Source organism: Planococcus lenghuensis (assembly GCF_001999905.1).
Taxonomy (GTDB): domain Bacteria; phylum Bacillota; class Bacilli; order Bacillales_A; family Planococcaceae; genus Indiicoccus; species Indiicoccus lenghuensis.
The window spans coordinates 131,260-156,915 of the sequence record NZ_CP019641.1 but is presented as its reverse complement, the minus strand read 5'-3'; the positions used below and the strand labels follow the sequence as shown (position 1 = coordinate 156,915).

Annotated in this window: 21 protein-coding genes; 9 read left to right on the top strand and 12 right to left on the bottom strand. The window is 44.1% G+C overall.

Annotation, left to right across the window (positions count from 1 at the left end):
* Positions 1 to 68 precede the first annotated feature (68 nt).
* Entirely contained in the window at positions 69 to 2,849 is a 2,781-nt protein-coding gene (locus B0X71_RS19365) for a type IV secretory system conjugative DNA transfer family protein (RefSeq protein WP_077591206.1), read from the bottom strand.
* A complete protein-coding gene (locus B0X71_RS19360; protein WP_077591205.1) occupies positions 2,846 to 4,180 on the bottom strand; it encodes a replication-relaxation family protein in 1,335 nt (444 codons plus the stop codon). Before B0X71_RS19360 ends, B0X71_RS19365 begins: the two co-directional genes overlap by 4 nt.
* 1,114 nt (positions 4,181 to 5,294) lie before the next feature.
* Between B0X71_RS19360 and B0X71_RS19355 the strand changes: the two genes are divergently transcribed.
* The 8 genes from B0X71_RS19355 (at position 5,295) to B0X71_RS19320 (ending at position 14,423) form a co-directional block, all read left to right on the top strand.
* A complete protein-coding gene (locus B0X71_RS19355; protein ID WP_077591204.1) occupies positions 5,295 to 5,642 on the top strand; it encodes a hypothetical protein in 348 nt (115 codons plus the stop codon).
* A 27-nt stretch (positions 5,643 to 5,669) separates the two neighbouring features.
* Positions 5,670 to 6,977, top strand: a complete 1,308-nt coding sequence (locus B0X71_RS19350; protein ID WP_077591203.1) for an FtsZ/tubulin family protein — start codon at positions 5,670 to 5,672, stop codon at positions 6,975 to 6,977.
* A 643-nt stretch (positions 6,978 to 7,620) separates the two neighbouring features.
* The gene (locus B0X71_RS19345) at positions 7,621 to 8,196 is read left to right on the top strand and encodes a MerR family transcriptional regulator (RefSeq protein ID WP_077591202.1); all 576 of its coding nucleotides are present in this window, start codon (positions 7,621 to 7,623) and stop codon (positions 8,194 to 8,196) included.
* Positions 8,197 to 9,273: 1,077 nt separating this feature from the next.
* The gene (locus B0X71_RS19340) at positions 9,274 to 10,764 is read left to right on the top strand and encodes a hypothetical protein (protein WP_077591201.1); all 1,491 of its coding nucleotides are present in this window, start codon (positions 9,274 to 9,276) and stop codon (positions 10,762 to 10,764) included.
* Between the two features lie 511 nt (positions 10,765 to 11,275).
* Positions 11,276 to 12,145: a site-specific integrase gene (locus B0X71_RS19335; RefSeq protein WP_198038779.1), complete on the top strand. Its 870-nt coding sequence runs from the start codon at positions 11,276 to 11,278 to the stop codon at positions 12,143 to 12,145.
* 119 nt (positions 12,146 to 12,264) lie between these two features.
* Positions 12,265 to 12,873 carry a hypothetical protein gene (locus B0X71_RS19330; protein ID WP_077591199.1) on the top strand — a complete coding sequence of 203 codons (609 nt, stop codon included), beginning with the start codon at positions 12,265 to 12,267 and terminating at the stop codon, positions 12,871 to 12,873.
* Entirely contained in the window at positions 12,866 to 13,585 is a 720-nt protein-coding gene (locus B0X71_RS19325) for a hypothetical protein (RefSeq protein WP_077591198.1), read from the top strand. The genes B0X71_RS19330 and B0X71_RS19325 overlap by 8 nt, the downstream gene beginning before the upstream one ends.
* Positions 13,578 to 14,423: a hypothetical protein gene (locus B0X71_RS19320; RefSeq protein ID WP_077591197.1), complete on the top strand. Its 846-nt coding sequence runs from the start codon at positions 13,578 to 13,580 to the stop codon at positions 14,421 to 14,423. The genes B0X71_RS19325 and B0X71_RS19320 overlap by 8 nt, the downstream gene beginning before the upstream one ends.
* Before the next feature lie 59 nt (positions 14,424 to 14,482).
* On the opposite strand, the gene B0X71_RS19315 is transcribed toward B0X71_RS19320, so the two are convergent.
* From B0X71_RS19315 to B0X71_RS19270, 10 genes are all read right to left on the bottom strand, one after another.
* Positions 14,483 to 14,851 carry a hypothetical protein gene (locus tag B0X71_RS19315; protein WP_077591196.1) on the bottom strand — a complete coding sequence of 123 codons (369 nt, stop codon included), beginning with the start codon at positions 14,849 to 14,851 and terminating at the stop codon, positions 14,483 to 14,485.
* Between the two features lie 36 nt (positions 14,852 to 14,887).
* Complete coding sequence (locus B0X71_RS19310) at positions 14,888 to 15,268, bottom strand: hypothetical protein (RefSeq protein ID WP_077591195.1); 381 nt, start codon at positions 15,266 to 15,268, stop codon at positions 14,888 to 14,890.
* Positions 15,265 to 16,122: a ThiF family adenylyltransferase gene (locus tag B0X71_RS19305; protein WP_077591194.1), complete on the bottom strand. Its 858-nt coding sequence runs from the start codon at positions 16,120 to 16,122 to the stop codon at positions 15,265 to 15,267. Before B0X71_RS19305 ends, B0X71_RS19310 begins: the two co-directional genes overlap by 4 nt.
* Before the next feature lie 10 nt (positions 16,123 to 16,132).
* Positions 16,133 to 16,948, bottom strand: coding sequence for a hypothetical protein (locus B0X71_RS19300; RefSeq protein ID WP_077591193.1), 816 nt, complete (start codon positions 16,946 to 16,948; stop codon positions 16,133 to 16,135).
* Positions 16,949 to 17,157: 209 nt separating this feature from the next.
* A complete protein-coding gene (gene ltrA, locus B0X71_RS19295) occupies positions 17,158 to 18,969 on the bottom strand; it encodes a group II intron reverse transcriptase/maturase (RefSeq protein WP_077591192.1) in 1,812 nt (603 codons plus the stop codon).
* 834 nt (positions 18,970 to 19,803) lie between these two features.
* Complete coding sequence (locus tag B0X71_RS19290) at positions 19,804 to 20,526, bottom strand: hypothetical protein (RefSeq protein WP_077591191.1); 723 nt, start codon at positions 20,524 to 20,526, stop codon at positions 19,804 to 19,806.
* The gene (locus B0X71_RS19285) at positions 20,523 to 21,044 is read right to left on the bottom strand and encodes a hypothetical protein (protein WP_077591190.1); all 522 of its coding nucleotides are present in this window, start codon (positions 21,042 to 21,044) and stop codon (positions 20,523 to 20,525) included. The genes B0X71_RS19290 and B0X71_RS19285 overlap by 4 nt, the downstream gene beginning before the upstream one ends.
* A gap of 10 nt (positions 21,045 to 21,054) precedes the next feature.
* Entirely contained in the window at positions 21,055 to 21,396 is a 342-nt protein-coding gene (locus tag B0X71_RS19280) for a hypothetical protein (protein WP_077591189.1), read from the bottom strand.
* Between the two features lie 66 nt (positions 21,397 to 21,462).
* Positions 21,463 to 22,557, bottom strand: a complete 1,095-nt coding sequence (dnaN, locus tag B0X71_RS19275; protein WP_077591188.1) for a DNA polymerase III subunit beta — start codon at positions 22,555 to 22,557, stop codon at positions 21,463 to 21,465.
* Positions 22,558 to 22,672: 115 nt separating this feature from the next.
* On the bottom strand, positions 22,673 to 23,653 hold the full coding sequence (locus B0X71_RS19270; protein WP_077591187.1) for a Rad52/Rad22 family DNA repair protein: 981 nt from the start codon (positions 23,651 to 23,653) through the stop codon (positions 22,673 to 22,675).
* A 463-nt stretch (positions 23,654 to 24,116) separates the two neighbouring features.
* Between B0X71_RS19270 and B0X71_RS19265 the strand changes: the two genes are divergently transcribed.
* Positions 24,117 to 25,520, top strand: a complete 1,404-nt coding sequence (locus B0X71_RS19265; protein ID WP_232336888.1) for a hypothetical protein — start codon at positions 24,117 to 24,119, stop codon at positions 25,518 to 25,520.
* Positions 25,521 to 25,656 lie beyond the last annotated feature (136 nt).

Below are 25,656 nucleotides of genomic sequence, written 5' to 3'. Positions count from 1 at the left end.
GGAAGTTCTGAATTGTTATTAGTTTAGACCTAATTCCGGAAATTTGGCAAGTCTTTTTTTAGTTTTTCTTACTTTTTATCCTGTTCTTTCCCGTTTACTTCCTGAATCATCTCATCGAATAGCTTCTTTTCCTCCAAAGAAGGACGGCTTTCCTCATAGTGAGCATCCTCTGCTCTAACCGCTTCGCTTTCCCCCGGTACATAGGGTTTACTGAAGGTCTCCATGAAGGATTTTTTTGCCGTTGGAAATTTTTCAGGATGCGCCTTTACAGGTTCCGCTTCTATTACCGCGGCAACTTCTTCATTTGCCAATTTGGGTTCTTGCGGCGGGAGCGGATCACCTTCAGCCCTTTGTGCAGGTGATGCCTGCTCTTTTTGATGCCGTTCCGACATTTCCTGCAACTCCACTTCTACAAATGATGCTGCAGGCGCTTGTTCCCCCACGCGTTGGTCGATGAAGAACTTGGACTCGTTTTCCTTACCCCGAGGATACGGATCACTCGGCGCATACAGGTGGGAAGTGTTTTCGACAGGCATAATCGGAAGCTGATTATTGGTATTGAGAAGTTCCTCTTCTTCCCGCTTTTTATCCTCTTCCATGTCCAATAGCTGATTTTCGCCATCAACTATCAGTGGCAAAGGCTTCGGAGCGTTAATTATGATTTCCCCAGCCTTACGGTCTTTCAGCAGAACATCCAATGCTTCCGGATCGACTTGTACCGTAGCAGTCTCAAACTCCTCTGCCGGTACAAAGTTAGCGGAAATCTGACGGACGGGTTGTGTCTCATTGTTAACAACAAGTTTGACGGCAGCGACGAATGCTTTCTGAAACATGATGTCTCCAGCCGTCATCGTCTGTTCCCGGACACGGGTGTACGAACTGCCGCCGCGGGCCACCGGATCTTGCTGAAGCGGAGAGACACTCATTTCGGACTGACCTTCTTCAAAACGCAAACTTTCACCGAATAGCTCGCTGAAATACTTAGCGTCATATGGTGGCACATCGGCATAGACCATGCGGTTTCGAAGACCGGCTATTAGTGTATTCATATAGAATTCACCATATTTGTCTGCCAGCTGAGAAATGGTCTGCATAATCGGTGTGAGCATAACTTTATATTTACGGGATTGCACAGGAAACTCCCTGAATCCTTCGTAGAAGTAGTCTGGTGATTCATCGACAATAATGGAATGGAATGGTGAAATGTCCGGTTCTCGGCGGAATGTCGCTGCCTGAAGATTCATCAGAACGATTTTACCGAGGACATTTGCCAGCTCGACCAGTTCCCCCTTTGCAGTATTGACTAACAGCACCCCGCCTTTAGCAAGATGCTCATCAAAATCGAAATGGCTGTCGCCAAACAATACCCGCCGCACAAGACGGTTGGCTCCGAGGTCATCAAGAATATTCCGTAGCCCTTGTACATATTCCGCCTTTGCATCATAGAACTGCTGCTCTCCGTTAGGCGTATACACATCCTTCATTCCAGGACCAGAGCGTTCTCGTTGCGGGAGAATCGTTAAATCAAACCATTCATCGACGCCTTTTATGATTTTCCAGTGAATCCGCTCTTCGTTATCTTCAATATCATCTATGTTGCTCGGAAGGGATTTCTTAAGTTGCACATGCATTTTATGTACCAGATTCGGATTCTTGTACATATCCAAAAGCATGTCGAGCGTTACATTTTTCTCCGGGTCATGAAGTTTCAGCAAATAAATGTGCTGCTTCAAATGGTTACGCTGAGATTGTTCGAAGAAGAAGTTCCCGGCCGCCTGTGAATTGTTGAGTCCAGCAATTACTTGGGTGAACACTTCCGCTACCTTATCAACCGGACCGCGCATTGGATTGATCTTATGCGTGTTTTGATCAAGCGGATTGATATAGGTGATGAGTTCGTCTGGAATGCCATGCGCTTTCGCAAGTTGTAGCACCTTTTGGCAAAGGTCATTGGACGGTTCAATAACAGATATCCCGTTCAGGTGTCTGCCAAATACGTTCTTGTTGCGGAAGTCAGGCCGTTCCCGGAGCTTTGGGTAGTTGTTGATGAAGTCTGCCATATGGTGCAGGTCCTGGTTTGTGATCGGAAGACCGAGTGCAGCGGTTTTACCCGTACCGATACCGCCGACGATTACCGTGTTCAGCGCCCGGTCGAATCCTGGCAGTGTCACCATTTCCTTTGTCTTCAGGTCCCGGCCTAGCTTGATGTCCGGCCATTTATCGCCAGTCTTTTGAAGGTCAGTAAATGGCTGGTGCCATCTCGACTTCATCTCCTGTTCAAAGAAGGCTTCTTTCAGTTCAAGTTCGTGGTTCATGTACTCGTTTTTCAGAAACAGCCCCAAAAAGGCAAAGGCAATGACCGGAATTCCCATCAGCGAAAAACTCAGCATGCCTGACTGCTCCGTTGCAAAAACTGCAATATAAGAAGTCGGTACGCCGATGCTCGCCACTTTCTCTTCCAAGAAAGGCACGACCATGTAGTAGACGGTGCCGACTGCGCTGTTGCATGCGGCTCCAACAATACCGATCATCACCATTTGAAAACTTAGTAACCGTGGCCATTTCTTTTTGTAGAAGTTTACTCTTGTAGCCACATCGAATATCCGGAAAGCGATGAAAGCGAAGATCAGCGTGAAAAATGGGGACAGGGAGTAATCTGATCCGAGTAGCTGATCAAGCAGCTCATTTCCTTTTCCGAAGCTTGCTGCACTGAATAACTGATAAAGATTCAGCCAGAACGTAATGGAAAATGCGAGTATAACCAAAAATCCGATGTTCACGCTTAGCAGCGGTAGCCGGTGTTTGTGGGCATTGGTAAACTCCTTCAGTTTCGCTATGAACTTTTTCATAAGAGGGTACTGACCTCCCTTGTATAAGGTGTTTTAACGTATTGAAGCGGCGGGTAGCCATCTTCGGGATTCTCTGCTGCAAACTCGGCGTATTCAAGATTCGTGAGATAGATCGGACAGTCATCGGCAATCCCCAGTACATCAAATGACATTTCGAGCGAATCCGAATAAATCAGGAGTAATGATATCGGTTCATCCCACGGGTTTGTCCGGTTCCATTCAGAAATCTGCGCCATTGCCTTACGGACTTTCTGATGGTCACGGACAGACCCCTCCATGACTGGAATCACCGCAAATGGAACTTTGTACGTTGCACTCTTTCTCACTTCCACGAGCATGGAAATATTCTGAGCGTGAAGAAGTACAGTTGGTTCCTGCTTATTTAAGGATTCGATCGGGTGATGATTCTTTGATGCCTTAGATGCAAGTTGAAGCCAATGATTCGCTACGGCGAGCGGATCTTCAAAAATGGCAAGTCTCTCTCTCGCTAACTCTTCGACAAGACGGTAAAGATTTTCGCCGCCCCGCTCACCGCCCGCTACGTTAATGTGTAGATTCTTCGGCCACTTTACGTCGAGGGCCATCAGTTCCTTGATGTTGCCAACCCGTCTTTCCCGATATCTCGGTCCTCCCCTCTCTGTGCGCTCATTGTCGCAAACGAAAAGAACGTGAATGGGTTTATCGCCCGCTTCCGCCACTTTCCGGTAACGGCTGAATTTACTGGTCAGTGTGTTGAGCGGCTGCGTCCCTGTATCCATTTCCACACAGACAATTCGTTCATCCGTTTCAATGACCCAATCAGGAACGATTTGTGTAGGGCTCCCTTTTCCAGTCTCAATTAGGAATAGGCGGTGCCGTTCCCCGCGTTTTGAAAATATCGGCTTACCAAACAAGTCCTTGTCAGTGAAATACAGTTTGATGGCCAACTCCGTAATTAGACTGGATAGCGCGATATTATGTGCTGACGGCAGCTTGTAAGTGGTGCTATAAAGTTTCCCTTTCTGATACTCCTTCTGCGAGATCCGTTTTTCGTCATAAAGAAGGTCAAAGCCCCGCATCCCCAAACGATAAAAATAGCGTTTGAATCCCTTGCCATGCCCTCTTCCTCCATCATCCATTTGCACGAGAACGCCTGCGTCCGTGAATTTTTTCAACCGCTTGGTAATCGATCGGCGTGTTCGTACCGGGTCGGATACTGCTTCGTAATACAGATGGATATTAGCAGAACTGAGCACCTTCGCTTCATGGATGAAGTAGAGCAACGAAAGTTCGCGCTCGGTTAAAACAATTCCTCGATACCGGCTATCGGCAGAGAGGTGTTTTGTTGCCACTCAAGATCACTCCTCTCAAACAAAAAAACACCCTGGACGAAGAAGAGTCGCAAATGGACTCTTTCCGAAACAGGGTGCTCCTGGTTTGCTTTTAGTTGTGTAGTTCTTGATTCGAAGTCTAACACAGTGATTAGGCTATAACAAATACAAATTTACAAAGCCGCTGCTGGCGTCTAACTTTCATGGATTTTAGCCTACGAAAACTCAAAAAAAGAACTCCGAAATAGCCAAAAATAGACACAGCAGTCAACAGGGGGAATTTTGGTCAATTAGGACTTCTTTATAGAGGATATTGTAGGGCTTCTATTTCAGCTGAAAACCCTTTACTACCAATGGATTCAGGGGGGTGTCAGAGGACCCCCCTCCCTAGGCGCCCCCCTTTTGCCGATGAATTTAGGGGGCGCGTAAGGGAGGGTCATTTCACTATAAGCTCCCAATTAAGCTGGCCATCACTCATATCCGGTAAAACTATTATATTAAAATACTAATGTAAATGTTTACTGGAGCATATCGTGTTAATGTGTATATAGAAACATATTTGTCAATCTATCCTTTCTTTCTCAATTTAGAGAAATTGAGCCAAACGTAAATGTCTCAGCAGGCTATGCATTGGAAGCTTTTACGCCTAAAAAGCATCCTCCAGTTATATGGCCAGAAAAAGTGCTGTGCATCTTGCTATGCATCTCTATAAGGTTTTCACATCCTCCCTTCGTTCTTGTCTTACTTTCAGTCCACAAGCACACCAGTTCTTTCAGTGATTGCCTATCCAGAAGTATGACTTGCCCTTTTATGCCGATAAATCCGCAATTAATTTTCAGATATTGCTCTACTTACTCGACAATTGATGTAGCCATGCAATTACCGTAGTAATTACCGTAATGATTATTGTAATAAACATTCACTTTATTACCGTAATTATTACCGTAATTATTACCGCAATAAAAAACCCTTGTATTTCAATGGATTAGAGGTTGCAAATCTTAGAAACTGTTAGTATAGTAGGGAACAACAGCAGTATTACCGTAATAACTACCGTAATTATTACCGTAATACTGTGAATATATCAAGGTCTCTACGAATTTTTGAATTACTTTTAGGTGAGGAGGTGTTACAAGTGAATCAAAAAGAAATGAGTTCTCCCTATCCAAAAGAGTTTATAGATATGCTGAACCGAAACCTGTCTGATGAAAGCCGGCTACTTCTATACACATTGTCTTTGTATGAGAAACCGCTAAATAAAGAAATGCTTTGGAAGTTAGCGAATGAGTATTATCTTGAACAGACCGGCAAGGAAAAGGAACTTCTTTCATCTCGCTATGTCCTGGACATCCATACAGCGCGCTGTGAAGGCGCCGGTCTTATTGAGCTCAGTACACATGGACGTACGCGGTTATACATGATGACGTCATTAGGAAAAGAAGTCCTTGAGCACGCTCGGACAATAAGCAAAAAAAATTCTTAACTCAATAGAAAGCGAGTGTTTACATACATGGAGAACCAGCGTTCAATTCTAAAAAACACAGACATTTCACTAAGCCTTCGATTTGGATTCCTAGGACTTGGCATGGGCGGCAGCTCTATCGCAGCTGCATGTGCTGACATTTCAACGAATGTCCAAAATAACCGATTTCCTTACTCAGCTCTTCTTGTTAATACAAACCGAATTGATCTTGATAAGATCGACACCATTAATCCAAACACACAGAAAATGATTATTGGCTCAGGTAAAGGAGCCGGCAGAAATATCAAATTAGGAGAACAAATGTATCAAGAAGATGCCGAAATAATCGGAGAAGCTGTCCAAAAGCAATTCTCTAACACTGATTTTGTATGGATAGTTGTGGGTCTTGGCGGCGGAACTGGAACCGGCTCCGTGATCGAAGCTATACGAACGATGATGGAAAACGGCTTCAAGAAACGATTTGGTTTGATTATGACACTGCCACGTTCCAGCGAAGGACAGACAGTGCTAAACAATGCACTGCAGCGCTTACAGAAGATCAACGGCGCTATGACCGCATTAGGTTCAATTATTCTTGTTGATAATCAGAAACTCTATTCTCATTTCAGTAAGAATCAACCAACTGCTACTGTTTCTGAATACCTGAGTTACTCAAACAATTTTATTGCGGAAACCTTACACGAGTTGAATATCGTGACTTCCAGCTTCAATCCGGTCGGCGAAAATCACTTTGACGTTTCGGAATTTGAGAATTTAATTAAAACGCCTGGCGTCCTCCACTTCGCTCGCTTTACTTCTAAAGCAAGTGAGCTCGATTCCGCACAAAGCATCTCTCATGCAGGTCGTTTGAAGGACCAAATTAACGAAGGAGTTCTGTCTGAAGGTTATGATCTATCAGACGCTACTCGCCTGGCCGTAAGTATTCTTGCAAATAAACCGACAGCAAACCGGCTATTCAATTTCGAATTCGTTAATGCAATAGAATCCGAAGTGAATGAGTTAGCTCCTTTTGCAAATGAAAAACCGGTCGCACACTATGTGTATCAAAACAAAGATATTTCAGAGGTATACTTTTATGCTGTTTTTGCGGGATTAAAGTTACCAAAACGTGTTGGTGAGCTCGTTCAAGAAGGCAAACGACTTGCACGGATGGTAGAAGAAAAACAGTCGAACGAAGTGGATCCATTTGCTGACATGGAGTCACTCTCTCCTTCCAATGAGCAGCAGGATGATGACGTAAGCTTTGATGATTTATTCGGAGATAAGAAAACGAAAACAGCAGATGATAAAAAACCTGCTAAAGACGATGATTTCGCAAGAATGTTTGGTAACTAAATCAAGATAAATAGGATCCACTAGTCATTTTCGTACTAGTGGATTCTAAATGCCTTGTCCTTTGAGCCTTTCATGTTCCGTTTGGTTGTCTACTAGTGGTCGTGGGTCTACTAGTAGAGTCATTTTAGTAATCTACTAGTACCCGTTACCCTACTAATATAACACTAGTGATTTAATAACAATTTATTAGTAATGAACTATTTATTTACTAATAGCGTTTGCATCGTTCTGTTATTCTCAATCGTGGCCTAATTTTTTAATCAGTCGAAACCTTGTAAAACAGCGATCCTTTTATAATTTAAGGGTCTACTAGTGGTCGTGGGTCTACTAGTATAATTTTAGTAGTCTACTATTAAATCATCAATGGTATACTTTTAGATGCCGACAGTTTACATATAGAGCATTCGGAAATACGAAAAAATGTTTTGTATCTTATTGAAATTTCCTTTATGTTTAATATAAATGTTTTCTGTAGATATTTTAGAAAAGGAGGGGGAGACAAATCGAAACTGAACAAAAACATTGGTTAATCAGCGAATTCGCGCGGCTGGTTAATGAAAAATATAATGATGGCAAAACTAAAAAATTCACGGTCCACCAAAATACGATTGATCGCTGGTTTACAGATTTAGAGAACCAAAGCGTGCATTATGTTCAAAGAGCTGCTGAGAAAAAGGTTTACGATGAACAAGATTTAACTGTTGCCATGCTATTGATGGAACTAAGGGAAAAAAAGTTCACACTGGAAGCAATCAAGAATGTGATGACGAAAAGTGAAATGACACGGCCATTTCCCGACGATTTTCCCTTACCTCAAGAATATAATGGCGGAAATGACCTAGAGCAGTTAAGACAGGAAATGCGTCAGCATTATCAGGAGCTTGAGAAAAAGCTTATCGAACGGTTTGATCAGCGATATGAAGAATTACAGCAGAATGTATTGAAACGGCTGCCAAGTCCTCCATCGTCTACGGAAACTTCGGCTCTCGATCAACAAAGCGTTCTTAAATCTTCTGCTTTCATGATTAAACTAGAAGATGAGGCATTGGCTGAGTGGAACAAGCTTCCGGAAGAGAAGAGATATCGTAAAGTTGGCGGGTTTCTCTTTAAGCGAAAGGAAGAAGATCTTGCTGGCCGAGATGCATTTATAAAAAAATATGTTAGAGAACACGTTAACGAAGGAATCAAGAAGGAGGGGAAGAGTGATGAGAGTACATAACGCATTCGTCAAACTAGAATACGCCCTTACTGCAGTCATCAGCAGCTGCGCGATTGCCGCCAGTGTCCTTTACTTCCTCTAATCCTGAATAAGACAAACAGAAAGCCCGGTGTCCGAAGACACCGGGCTTTCTTGGCTATTGGGGATACCAAGAGAACATCAGGTGAAAGGGTTCTCAAGATAATCCTTTTTAATTGTATGGAAAGCATATCATAGCAATTCGGAAAAGGCAACGAGATGTGCTTTTTCTTAACACAACTGTTATATTCAGGCGAAAATAGCCTAATTAATAATGGCCATTCAACCGATATAGAAAAGGCGAAGATCCGGAATTTCCCTCCTGGAACGTTCTTTTACAAAAATTAGTTTGCCGTAGTTAGATTTCTTTGCTAACATGGAAAGTGGCTATCGGGGGCGTATCAATGGGCATGTTCTGTCTTTTTTTAAAGGCTGAAAACTGCTGATTGAAACGTTTATTTTCGTGTACCCACTTACGAAAAGTAACTGCCAAGTAAATAATCAGCGGGAAATGGGTATTTTATTTGGTCGAAACTAACCGGTAGACAAAAGAAAAAGAACTTGCCTGGCAGCAAGTTCCTTGGATCGAGTCCCCACTCGATCGGCAATGCGATTCAGTTTCAATCCGTGTTCTGGAGATCAAGTTGTTGGCTGCAACTTAACTCCACTCATCAAGGCAAGGTGCACTCGCTAAGTTTCACTCACAAAGCTTCACTAATAAAGCTCCTAGCATTAAGTGCCGAGGGAAAACGCAACAGCTTGGAAACCTTTTTAAAAATGAGGTTTCACAGGCCCGGTTTCTTATTGCCAAAAAAGGCAATCCCACATATAAACTTATGTTATCAAATCCATTGGATGGTTGCAAGGTGAATAAGTGGGGCAAGAGGCTCAATTCAGTAGTTATTTTGATTGTTCCCTGACTTTTATTCGTATTTTGTCTTGTTGGGAATTTAGGTTTTATATTTGTTCCTCATACGTTTTGAAGTATAAGGATTTATAAATACCTCAAAAAAATACTACCAAGATGAAGAAATGCTCACCCGATTGGAGGATTACATAATGTCAGCATTAGCAACGAAACATAAAAAACCGATGGCGATTACAGCTCGATTGAAAAGTAAGGTAGTCCGTGAATTTGGATTGAATCATCGCAACATCCCAAAAGTGGCTTTCAATGTGTTTTTGATGATTAGCCCTTTTGTCGATTTGGACGGACGGATCCAAGCTGATTTTGAAGCTGTCCGCCGAAAGTTGGATATTCAGCGGTCGCAATTAAAATGTGCGCTTACACGGCTGGAAACAGAGGGTCTGATTGAGCGGAGAGGGGACCACTACTACAGTCTGGCGCATACCTTTGGAAAAAGTGGAGAGACTCAATTCATTCAGAACTATAAAAAAATCGTTGACGGTTCCATGAAGAAACACAGTCTTCGAGTGAATCGGCTAATCAGCTATTTTCTATCAGCAAAAATGCCTGGCAAAGTACATAGAGTGAAATTTGAAAACCTTTATCGCAATCAATTACATACCGGGCTGGCAGGAATCGATTACTTTTACGACGCGAAGGAAGCGGCAGCAGCCTTGCTGAAGCTTATACAAGACGACGTGATCTCCATTTGGCTTGGCCGCGGACAAGATGCTCTCTTACTTCCAAGAGGGAGCGGAGAGGAAGCAGAGAAGGCGCTATACAGCTATCTCGGGCTGACTGACTCTGAATCACCTAAACGTTCACGCACATCAAGCATTAAAGCGGAAAATCATGTACTATCCATCCGCCTGACCGATTTGTTCATTTCAGAAAAAGTAGCCGTATCTGCGAATACAGCGGAACTCGATATGATGTTAAATCGCTATGATCTCTATATCGAGGAACTTTCTGAGGAGACAATTCAGCAGCTAATCGGTGCCAAAAACACTTTATTCAACAAAGTGGGGGAAACCGGTCTGTCCATTTACAGAAAAGCCATGGAGTCCTATTGCCACGAAAATTGTTTTTTGGCTTCTTACCATGATGATCAGGAATATAAAGTTTATGATGTCATGCGGAACAACTACCTTTTGAAAGAAATACAATCGGTTTTGCTTGAAGTAGCTGAATGCAACAAAAGGTCGGGGTACGTTTCATCTGTTCAATACGAAACCTCTCATGGAACCATTACGCACAGGCATTTCGAAATACTTTTGGATTACTTTCTGGAGATTGGCACACCGGAATATGAGATGTTTCTTAGAGCTGCCTTAAGGGATGCCGGCATTCAAATTGAATTGCTTGTTTCAACTTCCGGACAGTGGCTCCGTATTCAAATAAGAGCAGAAAAACTAAAAGCAAATCTCCTAGCTTTATCTGGAGACGTTATGACGGACGAAGAATGTGAAGAATTCTTGTTATCAGCTGCAGAGAAACGTTTGCTCATCCAACAAGAGGAGTATAATCGACTCGTAGAGCGGCATCTGCGAATCCACTTTCTGACTAAGTGGGAACCGAAACTGGAAAACTCGAAACCCGAGCCGAAAGTTCCTTTTTACAACTGGCTTGAAGACCGCAATTAAATAAAACTGAGAATCTTGAAATTCTGGCTTTTTCCCCTACTGGAAAAGGTCTATTTGTCGTTGTTTAGGAAATACCGTTCCACCGGGGGATCAATTCGAGTATTGGACAATACCGAATTTAATAAGCTACCGTCCAGGCAGAAACTCAAAATCTCCACTTATTCGTCTCTTCAAGCCTCAAATTGGTAAAATATGTTTTTAAAGTTCTAATAATGGGGGAGAAGATTAAATTGTAGGATAAGTTGTCCGCTATCCAGGGAACGGATTGGATAACTAAAAAAAATCATTTTGGGCTTGTTGCTTAAAGTCCTTGATACTCCTGCGCTCGTTCGGTTCTTCATTTTTCCTTAGTTATTCTTTAAAGGTGTTTCTCTTAGGAATTCAAAAAGGTATACTTTTAGTAATTTTAGATAAATCACTAATAATCTCCGCTTCGCTATTTATTAATTGCTTTAAAACCTAAAAACTACGGTAGCATGGTAAAATGGAAAGAGATAAAGGAGGGGTGGATATGCTAAAGATTTATGAAAAGTACCGCTTGGATAAGGGGATTCATCCAAATACACTTGTTTTGGAACTGGATACACTAAAACACTTCCTTCACTTCCTGAACCTGCAATATGGCCGTAAACCGGAACCTTTCGAAATTCGTCCGAAAGACGTCCGTGCATACATGGAGCGGGAAATGGAAAAGGGATTGCATGGCAGTACCTTGAATCGGAAGCTGACCATCCTGCGCCAGTTCTTTCACTTCCTATGGGAAACCGGAAAACTCCCCGTGGATTTTATGCCCAAATTTCAGTTTGACGTTCCAGTAGATGAACGGGAAGCGACGCTGCTGTATGAAACGTTTCTCGCTGAGCAACCAGGGCTTCTGCGAAATGATTCCCTGCCTGTTAATTACCGGCTGTATTTCCTTTTTGCCATGCGTGGCTTGAAGATGCGGGATATCGAACAGCTCCGGACGGTCCATTTAAATGATTTGAGCGATCGGGTTGAACTCCGTTATGAAATGGAGAGCGGTGTCATATTCCGTACCGTATTCCAAGAGAGTGAGGAAGTCGCCCTGTTGCTTCAGGTTATCGAGCGGGCGCTGTTCCGGGAGCATGACTATATCATCTCCAGTACGAAAAAACACGGTCCTGCCTATGTAAAAATGAATTCCCAAGATCTATTCGGAAAGTTGAACAGCGTTCTTCCGCAAAAATTTCGGACAGAGGAAGTGCGGAATGCTTATATCTTCCACCTGTATAAAAAAGGGGAGCATACCGTTGAAGAAATGGCTGCGATTCTAGGGCTTACACCCGCTGGGTTTACCCGTTCTTTGCAAACAGTTCTTGAACTCTATAAAAACATCGACTATACTGTTGTTACTAACTAACAAAATACTAACTGGGAGCACCCCACTTATATGCCAGGCTTCGGCCTGTCTTATATGGGGTGCTCTTTTTTTGGAGTGGAAGGGGGGAACTTACATCGCCCATGTGATGTAAGAAACGATTGTCTACACTACAAATAAAAGGAATGGATGACTTAATCGTTGCGAGTTTCCTGAATTCGTATGAGCTAACTAAATTAAATAACCAATGGGGCATGCGTGTCCCGATAGTCGAAGACAAAATGCAATACTTAACAGATTATCTTGAACACCATGCACTAACTGGACTTGTTGAACTCAATGCAGAAGACAAAACTTTTTTAATCCGTCCGAATCTAATGCTTGAACAGAAGCTGAGAGAATGGACGGTAAATGGCAATGTCAACGCCCTCAATCCTGCTGATATCCGAATGAGTACATTGTTTGTCTGGACTGCGTTATTTGCGCAGAGGCGGGAGTTTGGAGTGGTGGTACCGACCGGCTTGTCACCAAAACTGCAGATTACATTTGAAGTGCTTTTCAGCAAATACATTGAATCAGCAAAGTTGGTCAGTAATGGGAAAGCCTTTCAGATTCAGCCATTTCTTGAAGTATTCCTGTTGTCGATCATTCATAAGCGTCCTGTCATGGAAACCGGGGAATTTTCATACATGCTTAGTGACAGCGACAAGAGAAGAGTTCGAAAAATCATGCTGAAATTGGAGGAAGAGGGAGAGATACGGAATGCGTAAATCCATGATGGCCATTCCGCTTTGTTCGATTCTGTTGTTGACTGGTTGCCTGCCGAAACCGATAGCCGAGGAAGTAGAAAAGGCGGAACAAGAAAATGAACAGCTTGTCGAACAACAGGAAGATACTGAAACAGATCCGGAAGATGTGGAACTAAGCGAAGAACAAAAAGAAGTCTTAACCGAGACAGAAGCTGTCACACCGGAAGAAGCCGCGGGGAAACTGTCGGAAACGAAAGAGGAAGTTGCAATTAAACTGCTAGCGCAGCAAGATACTTTTGATTCCAGTGAGAAATTGGCCCAATACGTTTCCCATCTCTTCTTTCTCTATCACAAAGGGGACTTAGGAGCCGATAAATTCTATGACCGGATCCGTCCTCACCTTCATGAGAATTTCCTCTCCATGCTGCCAGATGGGGAAGAGCTTCAACGTGAGACGTTTGAGAACCTGCAAGCGGTTTTCCGGCAGCATTTAAAAGAGCCGATAGAGTCGTATCAGCTAACTTCGAGTACATATTCGGAACGAGCTGGAGAAGCCATGTTCTATCGGAAATATGAACTGGCGAATGACCAGCAGCCGATCTATTATCAAACTGTTTTGATTCAGGAAGGTTCGCAATGGCTGCTCTTTGATGACAGCCCGGCTCCTCCTGTCGAAATCACGCCCGTTATAGAAGCGGACTTAGAGAAAGAGGATGATACAGCAAATGATTAAATCAAAATCGGATATAAACGCAGTCAGTAACGTCTTAGAAGAACGGTACCGGACCGATGAAGACTTTAAACAGGAAACAGATGAAATTATCCGCTACTACGCCCGGAAACTTCTGCCCCTAGCCGATAGCGATACCAAGAAGAAGTACATCGAGGACGAGCTTTCCAAAGCCGTCAGCAGCCAATTCACGCTCGGTTACTTTCTGATGACAGAAATACTCGCAGATCCCGAATTCGTGTTGGAGAGCGCAACGTGGACGCTCAGCAAGGGCGTCATCCGCAATGAAGTCTTTGACCTTCTTGAAAATGTGATGAGCGAAACGGAGAGTGAGTGGCAGCGGTCGGACGGAGAGAAAAAATTCACCCGACATATCCTGGATGAAATTTATCCGGCTTATGAAGCGACTGTCCAAATGCGGAAAGATACACTGGCCATCGGTGCGTATTACGCTTTTATCGGGGATAACCGCTATCAGCCGGCCGGCCTGAAAGAACCGACAGGCGGAATCGCCAGCTATACTGACTTCACCTTCTTGAATCCGCAAGTGTATATGCAGCCGATGACCGTCACGGAAAGTGTGCAGAAATGGACGCTGCAAGCTGTCAATACCGTTGCAGGACTGGATTGGTTGGGCGATGTGCAAGTAACGCAAGCTATTGATGGCAACCATACCTTATTCGATATCAAATTATCCGATCAGCTGATACAGGACGAACGGATCGAAATTGTTAATCACCTGATTGCGGCCATTCCTGAAGAAAAGCACGCAAATACAATTATTCATTTCTACGTCGTCTCATCGTTTGACCCGCTATTCATCGAATCGGCAGGCAGTTAAACCGAATCCGAAAACAAAAAAACCGCTCCGACTAAATTGTCGGCAGCGGTTTTTGCGGTTCATTTGATTGAAAGGACTTTTCCGATGGTCACCATGCTCCGTGGTATTTGCTGAAGATGGCAAAACTCGTGATGAGCGTCCTCTCTGGCTTGTTCTTCAGTTGCTCCGAAACCGTAAAGTACGGTTTCTTCTACTTTATTCCCGTGCTGAATCTTCGTCTGGAACTCGTATTCCTTCACGGGCGCTTCTTCCTGGATGGGCTTCATGCAAGTGCGGTAACTGTGCTCCATCGCACTGTCACCAAACACTTCACTGTTAAAAATGGCTTTCAACGCCCTCTCGTCCTTGCCCAAATCCTTGATCATCATCGCAATCAGTTTATCCTTCTTTGCCAATGCGATCATCCGGTTTGCTTCAAAAATTGCCATGTTAATCTCTCCTTTTTTAGTCCAGCTGTCTTTCGATTAACGGAAAGTGTCCATAATCCGCCAGCCCCGCGCCAGTTCAGCAGCTACATACATTTTCCCTCTGGAGATAAACTCGCCTTTATCGTTTATCAGCCTGACCGATTCGTATTTCTCGAAGCGGTTATCCAGGAGATGAAAATTCGTGCCGAACTCGCCGCAATTCGGGGCATGGTAGGTATACTTGATTTTCCCGCCATAGACGTTGATGTAATGCAGACTTTCACGCTCTCGGTCAAAAATCAATGCCGATTCGTCATGGGATTTGTTGATGGCGACCAGATCATACGGCAACCCGTTCTGTTCGATGAACTGCCGGAATTTCTGTTCCAGCTGTTTGAGCGGGGTAGGGGGCGCATCAAACAAGTCGAGCTGCGTCATGCCTCTACACCTGCCTCTGTCGAACGCATGTAGCCTTTCTTCGCATGGAAGAAGGTGACATGCCGGCTTACGGTATGGTCTTCCACAATCTCTGTCAGGACGCTCAGAATCGCCGTAGCCGCGAATTTATTCACGATAAGGCGTTGAGGTTCACTGGCGGTCAATTGCGTACAGGAGAGGGAGCTGGGACGTATGCTGCCGTTATCTTCGAGGATATCCGGATACACTTCGCCAACCGCCGGAAGTTTGGCCAGGTTCAGGTTAACGCCTGTGACTACCTGACCGCTCCATCCGCTTTCCTTGAATGTCTGCAATTCCGCTTCTGTCCATTCAGACTTAGCTCGTGTCTGCCAGTCGGCAGGCACTTCTGTCGCTTCGTTCCCTGCATCGATGTAGATGCCTGGATACTGCTGAAAGAATTCATGCATGATTTGCCGTGAGAAGTTATTATCCACGCAGCCGATCAAGATGGGGAGGAGTAGCTTATTGCTGAATCCGCCCTGGCCCACGTCCATATAGTCTTGATTGAACAGGGAACGAATATCCTCTACCGATTCAATGTACCGGTCTGTGAAGCTGCGGATGTCCAAGTTGTACGCATAGGAATAGCGCTGCGCAAGAACTTCCGCTTTCTTCATGCCGACTTCGGATTTCAGAAATAGTTGGTTCCCCAAATTCTTTTCCTCGATAACATCCGGGTCTGCCACGACATAGGTAGCCGGCTGTCCGGTCGTACCTAACAGTTGGGCGATATGCTGAACCAAGTAACCGCCTGTCCCGCCTGTTCCAATTTGAACGATGAAAGGAAAGATTTCCTCATAGTCGTTCCAACTCGTCTTATCCTTCTTCTTCAAGTCGATCAGCTTAAAACACCTCGACTTTCGACGTATCAAAATCAGGCAGTTGTTGAAAAGGACTTTCAAATATATCTGAAGGATCTAGTGATACATGGCGGTGTTCTGTCTTATGGAATGTCCGGACAGTAATGGAAGGCAGCCAGCGGGTTATTCGCCCGACGATTGCATAGACCATTCCTGGCATCCGTTCCGATTCATTATCCAATGAAGAAGGAAGGGGAGCCATACCATGATGGGAGTGAATCTCCATCAATTTGATAGCATCTTCCACCCGCTCTGCAATGGACCAAGCTTCTTCTTTGACTCTCACTTGATATCTGGAAAGCTCTTGACCAGGAATATCAAGGAAATGCCCTTTTTCGGGATGAAAGTAGACATCCGCATGGATTTCAAGGTCCTTCAATTGCGCAGCAAGTGTAATGAACTGCTCCATGACCGGGAAAGGGATAGGGAAAAAGGAAGCATTGCCATACGGCAGCGCTTCCTCTTTACAACCTTTCGCTTTTGCTTTCAGAATCGGGACAATCAGGTTCTTATTCTTGATGAAAACAAGGTCGGTGTGGGATTTGACGAGTTCGGGGAACTCTTTCTCCAACCGCTTCCGTACAATTTCCGCGGTGAGCGGTTCACGGACCGGATCTTCATCTTTCTTCTGAACCAATATGCCTTCGACGACTTCCTCCGGAGAAAAGAAATCCGTAATCGGGAATTGCTCACCGAGATACCGAATCACTGTTTCCTGGTCAGGGGTAAAGGCATCGGCTTTCTTATCTGCCGGCTTGCTTGCAGGCGCATTTTTAGCGGCCGCTGCCTTTTTCTCCATTTCTTCCCGCAGTTTCGCCTGTTTCGCTTCCTGCTCTGCTTTCTTAGCGACTTCTTCCGCTTTTCTCTTTTCTGCAGCCTCATCTACAAGATTGAACAGTAGCGATAGGTAAGCTTTTGATGCTATCTCCGGCTTTTCCCCCGCTTCACACCGTACGTGCGATTTTCACCGCATACGGCGTTCCATCTAATTTCAGTTAATCTTCCGCCTTATATCGCTTCTCTGTGTGCTTTTAATCTTAAATTATTGAACTTTAAGATTTGCTTATCGTTTAGAGAGAGTGTTTTCAGAAGTCCTTTTATTTTTTCCCTGTCTTTCATATGGATTAGTTTGTGAATGTCCTTGTGAACGATCACTAAATTGCTATATTCATCAGTTCCGCCAAATTCTTTGGGGGTAACATGATGACAATGAATTTCAGCAATTTCTAATTCTAATCCCGAGATGGCGCATTTACCGTATTGAGCAACATACTTAGAGATTCTATTGTCGTTATACTCAATACTTGCCTCTTTTATGAAGGACTTCATTAGCAGGTGTAGAGCTCTTTGGTTTACGCATTTTAACCCTGAATGAATTTTTTCTCGTCCTTTAATGGTGTAGTTAGAGGTGTTCTGAGAGAAATTCATTGCTGGTATATTTTTCTGTGCGTAGATAGGTACGAGTACCATCCTTTGTATTTTCCATAGCTTAGGATTGTATTTTCCATATCGTTTTTTTAGAGTTCTCGTCATATCTGCTGTTGAGGCTTCTGTCCAATTCTCTCTTAAACGGTTGTAAAGCACGGTTCTGAGTGACTGGTTTATCTCTACTAAATCGGTTGTGATTTGGGAGGCGACAGAGTAGTACTTGTGGATTCCCATTACTACGGAATTAAAATTCCATACACTTTCTGCTGTAGGGTCTTTCTGGATTTTCTTGATTTCTGTTTTGATTTTGGCTTTAGCATTTTTCTTCGCCTTCTCAGTCATTTTAGATTGAGCGACGTACTTTTTCTTCTTTGCTACTGCCTTAATTTTGATTCCAAGAAAATCGCTTCCTTGCTTCTTCAAATTTATCACTTTAGATTTTTGAGGATTAATTTCTAACCTTAATCTAACTTGAAGGAAATCTTTCGTAGCATGGAAGACCTTTTTAGCAGTGTGGTAGTCTCTACATAAGATTTTGAAATCGTCCGCATACCTGACGATAAAGCATTCTTTTAACCTCGTCTTTTTGAGTGGGGCAAACTTATTTTTATCAGTTTGGTATGAGAACTTTGTTTTGAAAGTTTCCCATTGGTTACTGATCCACCAATCAAATTCATTAAGCACAATATTAGAGAGCAGGGGACTAAGAATTCCCCCTTGAGGTGTCCCTTTAGTGGGTTTGCCTTCTCCTTCTATTTCTGCCTTTAGTAAACGAGATATTATTGAAATTAATGCTTTGTCTTTTATTCCAAGAGTCCAAATCTGTTTTAGTAGTTTCTCATGATTTACGTTGTCAAAGAAACCTTTGATATCAATATCCACGCAGTAATACTTGTTTCCTTTGTTTATAAGGGTATTCATACGTGCGATGGCATCATGGGTGCTACGGTTTGGCCTGAATCCATAATTATGTTTATGAAATTTGGCCTCACAGATGGGTTCAAGGATTTGTAGTATGCATTGTTGGAAGATTCTATCCCATATAGTCGGGATTCCTAATGGCCTTTTATCTCCATTCGGTTTAGGAATAAAAACTCTTCTTACTGATTGAGGTTTATACCATTCGAACATGGATTGTACTTGGCTTACTACTTCTTCCACGCTGAGATTTTTGATGTCTGTGATTGTCTGTCCATCTGTCCCAGCTGTCATACTCCCTTTGTTTTTCTTGATATTCCTGTACGCCAGTCTTATGTTTTCCTCGCTTTTCATTAGCTCTATAAGGTTGTAAAAGTTATTGCCGTTTTGACTGCGTGAGTACAATTCATCTAGTGTAGGCTGGAGTGAAAAGTATTCAACGTGTCTTAGTTTGGCTTTCTTTTCCTTAGTCATAAGTTGGTTCCTCCTTGTATTAAGGAGATAAACCTCTTTTAGTCTTACTCGAACCTTACAACTTAGTTGGAAACAAAAACTTTTTCGTTTTCAGATTAACCTGCGTTTAGACTAGTGGCTATCCCTCAGCGCTTATTAGACGCTTCGTTGGTACTGTGCCACCACCTTCATCTGCTTTAATTGGGTTATACATATGGCTATTATCACCATTGCTTTCCCTAAACCGTTTCATTGGGGGCAAACCCTCCACGTAGCAGATTTACCACGTTCCGTTATTCCTATCTGTCCATAAACCCTTAGATTTCTCCTTTGACCCTGCAACCTTGACTGCGCCTATAACGCTGTATGGGTTTTCATATCAACAATTTTTACTTACCCACAGTTGCCACTTGGTTTGAGTGCCTGAACATTTCTATCCAGTTATCTTATAGAGCCTTACATTCAGAGATTCGTCAGTTCAAGCCGAACATGAAGGCATTACGAACATTCTAATCATAGGTTTTTTATAGACCCCCGACCTATCAACTACACTCTCCACCTCCAGAGAGATTTCGTCACCGTTACTTGTTACGGTAGTCTTTGGCCGACTTCACCGAGCTTCATACAATCGGATTTTTGCCAATCTCCATGCATGTCGGAGTATTAGGGGAAGCCCTTTCTGGCGTTACCCAGTCATTTGACTTCTTGGAATAACAGTTCTACTAACGGTTTCGTTAGTGCCTGATCCTTTCAGTCAGGAACGTGTCGCACTGCTGAAGATATCTGTTTGCTTTGACATAAATATTCTCCCTTCTCGATGCTATCCGTAAGGTATAGGCTTATTCGAGTTGATTATTAGTACGAAAGGTCTCTCAGGCTCTCTTCCAGCGTCTGCTTTGAAGAGATCAGCCATTCATCATTGAAAGGCTGGTCTTGAATCTTGCCCATCAGCTGACGAAAGCTTTGTATTCCGTGTGTCGTGTGAACACCATGGTCTTCATTGAACGGTGATGAGAAGAACAGGAGGAAAGCGGAACGGACTTCCTGTATCGACTGAACCATCAGTCTGGAATTCTGTCCCCAACAAACCGAACCGGAACTTTTCATCACGTTGGGATAGGGAAACATATACAGCGGCGTATCAGCTGTAATCGGCTTTCCATCATTCTCAACTGCGAAAACCCGCATGGTGTCGATTTTTTTTTGATCGCCGATTGTATCCAATTCCACGATAACGACCATACGTGGAAACGGAAGGGCAATTGGTATCTTCTCGTCTTTGTAAAGAACATCGAATGTGGAACTTTGGATTTCGAAAACAAGTTGTTCCAATGTTCCTTCATCGTCACTTGCATACATGAGCGTGCCGGTGGGAAGAACTGGCGTATAAGAAAGTGACTTTCTACGAGTTTCTCTCCGTTCATCCGCTTGTGGATCTCGCTGTTCAAGCATTTCTATCAGCTGTTGGATAGATAACAGGTTCGGGCCGCTCCGGACTCCAGCATCGGAATATTGAAATCCCCTGACCGGATAGTTCGGATTTGTCGGCACGTCCTCCATTTCAAACACCAATTTCATGCGATTTCTCTCCTTTGCAACGCTTCCTTTTGGTAAGCGAGCAGTGTTTTTAAGGGTCCGTGAAACATTCGGGGATCATAAATATCTCCGACGATCACCACAAGCCCTTCATCTGTTCTCCCAAGAATGAAATTCTCGCCGTCCTCTTTGATTTCATCTGCGAGATGTTCTGGCATATCTCTCATGTACGAATTTTTTAAGAGGAGCATCGTACAATCGTAAAATCGTTCAAGCGTGTTTTTCCCTTCATCATGCGATGGATAGAGTTTGAGCTTGCCCATGAGCATCTCTTCATTTATGTCCATCGCTTTAGAGGCATTACAGTCTTCCAGGTCGAACGCCCAATTCAGAATATGAAGGAAGTTCTCAAATAGATTTGAGCTACCTTCATAAGCAGGGTAGAGGTCGATCTGGTTTAGTTTTTCTCTCGGCATTCCGTAATCAGCTGCAATTTTTGCCAAGTGCAGGCTTTCAAAGACTTCCAAGGCTTGATAAAACTGCTCAATGTGCATATCCATGAAAATCACCTCATATCAACGGAAACGGCGGTTGAACCCGTTTCATGTTTGGAAGTGATTTGTTGTAATTCCATGTGATATTCGCGATAAAGGAGACAGCAGCCCAAGAAGAATCTCTGTCAAAATGGACAAATTCATCTTCATCTTCGAAGCAGACAGAGTCGTTGAAACTTTCCTTGGCATTCTCGCAATCCGCATCGGTAAATCTGGAAAAGTCTATGCTTTCGCAATCAAGACGATGGAAGATGCTATAAAGCACATAAATCGCTCCCTCATCCTCCCTCGGCAGAACCGAGCTTTCCGGAATGCTCCTCGTATTGAATTCCTCTTGAAGTCGATTGAAATCAATCATATAAGGCTCCTTTCAAGAAAAAACGGAGCTTGCCAATTCAGGCAGTCTCCGTTTCTTTCTTGTTTATTAGTATGTGCGGACAGGCAGGATCAATTGCGTCTGATCCGTTCCGTCTAAGCCTTCCACAATGAATGGCCGCATCGGGTCAACGAATTTCAGTTTCACGGAATCGCTTTCGACACGCTTCAGCGCATCCAGCAGGAAAACCGTTGAATAGGAAATCGCAAACCCTTCCTCTCCTGTGTATTCGTGGTAGGCAATTTCCCGCTCCCCCTTGGATGTTTCACTTCGGGATTGGAATTTAACAAACATGCCGTCCACTTCCATTTTCACTACGCCTTCTTTGGACAGGGTAGCAAGCAGGGTCAATGTGTCTTTCAGTTCTTCTGTGCTCGCCGTCATCTCGTGTTTGAAATCGGTCGGAATCAGTCGGTCGGTTGCCGGGTACTGGCCATCAATGAGTCGTGATAAGTAGATGGTGTTGCCGTTAACCATGGCGATCTGGTTCTGTTCCGCGGTCAAGAAGACGTTTTGCGACAAGTCGAACGCTTTTAGCGCGTGCTCGAGCATTTTTCCAGGAACCGTGATGCAGATTTCCTCCATCTCGGTTTCAAGCGGAATGGTGACTTTCGACAGCCGGTGGCTATCCGTCGATACCGCCTGGAGCTCTTTGCCGAAGCTCAGGTTCACACCTGTCAGCACTGGGCGCACTTCGCTTTTTGATACCGCATAAACTGTACGGGCAATCAGGTCAGAAAACTGCTGGCCGGTAAGTGAAATCGGCTTGCTGTTCGTCGTCGGGATTTTCGGAAAGTCCGTTGCCGGCATCGTGGAGAAGTCCAACTTCGTCTTCGCCTGTGTCACATGAAGGGTGTCCTCTTCCAGTTCGTATGTAATATCACCACTGAGCTTGGACGCCACTTCAAGGGCTTCACGTTTGAAAACAGCTTCACCTTCCAATTCGATAACCGCCTTGCCCGGATCTGCAGGAATGCGGTGGATGATGCTTTCGGAAGCATCACTCGCCGTCAGTAGAATACAATCCGCTCTCGCTTCGACTTTCACACCACGCAATACCGGAATTGTGGTTTTGTTGCTAAGAACTTTTCCGATTTTGGCGAATGCGTCAACAAGGACTTCTTTTTTAACGGTGAATTTCATCGTTGGTTTCTCCCTTCGCAATGCTGCCCATTAGGTGCAGGCTTATATGCTGAAAAATAAAAACACATACGAAAGGGAAGGGGGTTTCCTTCCCGTGTATGTGTTCAGGTCTCTCTTAGGCTGGCTGTTGCTGCGCCATATCCTCTTTGATCATCTCGATTGTTCTGTCCGCTATGCTCTTGTTCATTTTGAAGAAAAGGTTATGCGGCTCATTGAGCGGCTCTCTCACGGTGATTTGGGCGAAATACAAAGCTTTTTCCATGCTCAATCCCGCCTGATGGCAGAAGTTGAGGTAGGTCCGTACTGGATAGAGGGCTTTGTATAACTCGCGGAGCTGTTCTGTGGTTGCCTGGCCGACTGTCATTTTTTGACCGATTGCTCGGTGGAACAGATGCTCCACGTGTTCCCGTTTCACTTGCAGGTCTGTCAGCAGTTGGGTCACGGCCAGTTTCGGATCAGTGCCTTGCGAAGCAGGCGGCTGATTCGACGCAGAAGGCTGCTGACCGGAAGGTTTACCCTGTGACGGTCGCTGCGGCGGTTGCTGTGACTGTTGTTGCTGTGAATTTCCCTGTGAATTGCTGTACTTGAAATCCGCCGGCAAAAACTCTTTCGGCAGTTGCGGGTCATCAAAGCCCCCTTTTAGGTACTCGTCTTTTCCGCTGATCTTAAATTTACCGTTGACGTAGTTATTTCCTCTGTCTTTCAGCGGAACCCAGAATTTCGGGAGGTCGTAAAGATAACGGCCGACTCCCCACTGAACAGCTGCACGCTTGAGCGCATTGCTGTGTCCGCCTTTGATGCTTTCGATATCCGATACTTCCGCGCCATCTGTCCGGGTAATCCATTCGTCCCCAATCTTGATGGACAGGCTACAACCGAACCCTTCTTTTCCGGCGATTTTCATCTGCTGGAAGGTTGAAGTCCATTGGGCGCCAAGTATGGCATCCAGACGGTCCATAATCCCTCTTGCAGTAATGTACGGGACCACCAGAAGCCTGACTCCGTTTTGATTCCTTGTAGCGGACTGCACGCGCCACTCGATCTCGCTAGGCTGAAATGGTGCTTTCAGTGTCTCCATAATTGTTCTTTCTTCCATGTTGCATACCCCTTCCTAAGACGTTTTTTATTCCCAATCTTCTGAGAACGCAAAAAAGCCCCTGGGCAGATTTTTCAGGCATAGCAAAAATGCTATGTGTCAAATCAGCCCAGAGGCTTGAATTAGTCGCGTCCGTCGGAGCACATTACGCTCGACAAATAAGAAAATTAAAGAATATACTGCCATTATACATGACTTATGATTAAATGAAAATAAGAAGATGAATCTTTTGCAGGACCATGTTATAGTAGGGACAATTACATACCAACAGCAAGCACTGCTCTTATCCACTCGTCCGGTATTCCGGAACGGGGATATGAGCATTTTTTATTTTATCAGAAGAAAGGAATTGGTGAGTGTGAGCAAGACAGCCTGCATTGCTGCTATCTATATGGAGCGGGACAAAGACCAACGATTAACGAATCTTTTAAAGAAATTCTTAAATAAACAGGAAAATATAAGAGTGGAAGTATTCACGGACGGAAAGAAATTTAATGATTTCCTCCTAACTCAAGAAGGGTCGCCTTTTATTCTTCTGGCTGACTCTGTGCTGAATAATGAAGCGTTTTGGCCGTCACTCCGGAAAACTGGCGATATTTTCGCATTTTTATTTGGTTCCAATGTTCAAAACCAAATTCCGAACCTGAAAACCCGCCTCCATATAGACTATTCCAGCAGTACCCCCTTAGAAGAGACCGCAAATAAAGTGAATATCTTTACAGTAAAACCGGCATTTCAAGTATTTGTTCAGAATGCGGTGAAGCGAAATCGATTGTTGCTTTCGGAAAAAAGGAAAGCAATCGAAGGTGCTGCCCAAGAAGAAGTCGATAAAGAGAAAGATTCTAAAGAACCGATAGTAGGAGAAGGGGATGGCTTGCCTGAAAATATACCGAAGACTCCTTCACTGGATAGCGATGTGGATTCTGACCTCAGAGAATCAAAGAAAGGAGAGGCGAATATAAACGCGGATGAAATAAGTGAAAACAACAAAAAACCTACCGACGAGCTGAATTATGATCTATCGGATGCGGAAAGAATCGCACTATACCGGAAGAACGAGCTACTTGCTCAAGAACTCTCCCTTTCCCACCGAAAACGGGAAGGGAAAAAGACAATTGGTGTCTGGTCATTGATTCCTCAATTCGGTGTCACTTCATTCGTTATGAATCTCGCTTTCTACCTAGGTGAAAAGGGCGTCCACACCGCTGTATTAGAAGGAGTCAAATCAGATTACCTCATTCTGGATCTCCTGAAAAAATACAGCGAGCCGCCAAAGGACTGGCAAAGTCTTGCAAGTTTCCTTCATGCCCCACAAACGGGAAAGACACCGGCATGGACATACCGAGATGTGAACTTCCTTCCGTTAGGCTACGGGGATCACCTGCTTGACTGGGATCCAAGCGCTTTAACTTCTTATATCCGTACTACTAATATTGCGGAAGTTACCCTTGTAGACCTGCCAAGCGGAGAAATGAACTTGATTACCCAACATACATTGAATCATCTCGACGAACTTTGGGTGCTGGTCGATGATTTCCTGGTTATGCGGGATGTTCATGAGAATTACTTCCGCCAACTGCAAAAAGAAGGAGGGTCTGCCGTTTATCTGATTGCAAATAAAGTCCGCCCTGTTTCAAAACCCGAACAGACAGCGGATCGCCTGAAGTTAAAATTATTAACTTCCTTGCCGGACTTAAGAGACGAAGCGAAAAAGAGCATTTATCGCGCTGAACCCTTTTACATCCAGCGTGGCGTACACGAACAGCTCAGTCAGCCCTTTGGTGTTCTGACGGGTCACTTATTCGGAAAAGCATTTGAAACGAAGGGAAGAAAACGCTCTTTCGTCCGCTGGCTTCTCCCCCGGTAACCCTTGTCCCGTCTTTCAGCTCGTGGTATAGTCTAAACATAACTTTTGTTTAGTATTATTTGTCGAGCGTAATGTGCTCTGACGGACACGACCAAAACAAGCCTCTGGGCTGATTTGACACACAGTTTTTACTGTG

Excerpts from the sequence above, each read along its gene's own strand:
- B0X71_RS19300 (WP_077591193.1), bottom strand. The coding sequence starts at position 16,948 with ATGGAGAAAAAGGCAGCGGCCGCTAAAAATGCGCCTGCAAGCAAGCCG.
- B0X71_RS19335 (WP_198038779.1), top strand. The coding sequence starts at position 11,276 with ATGCTAAAGATTTATGAAAAGTACCGCTTGGATAAGGGGATTCATCCA.
- ltrA (WP_077591192.1), bottom strand. The coding sequence starts at position 18,969 with ATGACTAAGGAAAAGAAAGCCAAACTAAGACACGTTGAATACTTTTCA.
- B0X71_RS19290 (WP_077591191.1), bottom strand. The coding sequence starts at position 20,526 with ATGAAATTGGTGTTTGAAATGGAGGACGTGCCGACAAATCCGAACTAT.
- B0X71_RS19315 (WP_077591196.1), bottom strand. The coding sequence starts at position 14,851 with ATGGCAATTTTTGAAGCAAACCGGATGATCGCATTGGCAAAGAAGGAT.
- B0X71_RS19365 (WP_077591206.1), bottom strand. The coding sequence starts at position 2,849 with ATGAAAAAGTTCATAGCGAAACTGAAGGAGTTTACCAATGCCCACAAA.
- B0X71_RS19270 (WP_077591187.1), bottom strand. The coding sequence starts at position 23,653 with ATGGAAGAAAGAACAATTATGGAGACACTGAAAGCACCATTTCAGCCT.
- dnaN (WP_077591188.1), bottom strand. The coding sequence starts at position 22,557 with ATGAAATTCACCGTTAAAAAAGAAGTCCTTGTTGACGCATTCGCCAAA.
- B0X71_RS19310 (WP_077591195.1), bottom strand. The coding sequence starts at position 15,268 with ATGACGCAGCTCGACTTGTTTGATGCGCCCCCTACCCCGCTCAAACAG.
- B0X71_RS19340 (WP_077591201.1), top strand. The coding sequence starts at position 9,274 with ATGTCAGCATTAGCAACGAAACATAAAAAACCGATGGCGATTACAGCT.
- B0X71_RS19325 (WP_077591198.1), top strand. The coding sequence starts at position 12,866 with ATGCGTAAATCCATGATGGCCATTCCGCTTTGTTCGATTCTGTTGTTG.
- B0X71_RS19280 (WP_077591189.1), bottom strand. The coding sequence starts at position 21,396 with ATGATTGATTTCAATCGACTTCAAGAGGAATTCAATACGAGGAGCATT.
- B0X71_RS19320 (WP_077591197.1), top strand. The coding sequence starts at position 13,578 with ATGATTAAATCAAAATCGGATATAAACGCAGTCAGTAACGTCTTAGAA.
- B0X71_RS19285 (WP_077591190.1), bottom strand. The coding sequence starts at position 21,044 with ATGGATATGCACATTGAGCAGTTTTATCAAGCCTTGGAAGTCTTTGAA.
- B0X71_RS19350 (WP_077591203.1), top strand. The coding sequence starts at position 5,670 with ATGGAGAACCAGCGTTCAATTCTAAAAAACACAGACATTTCACTAAGC.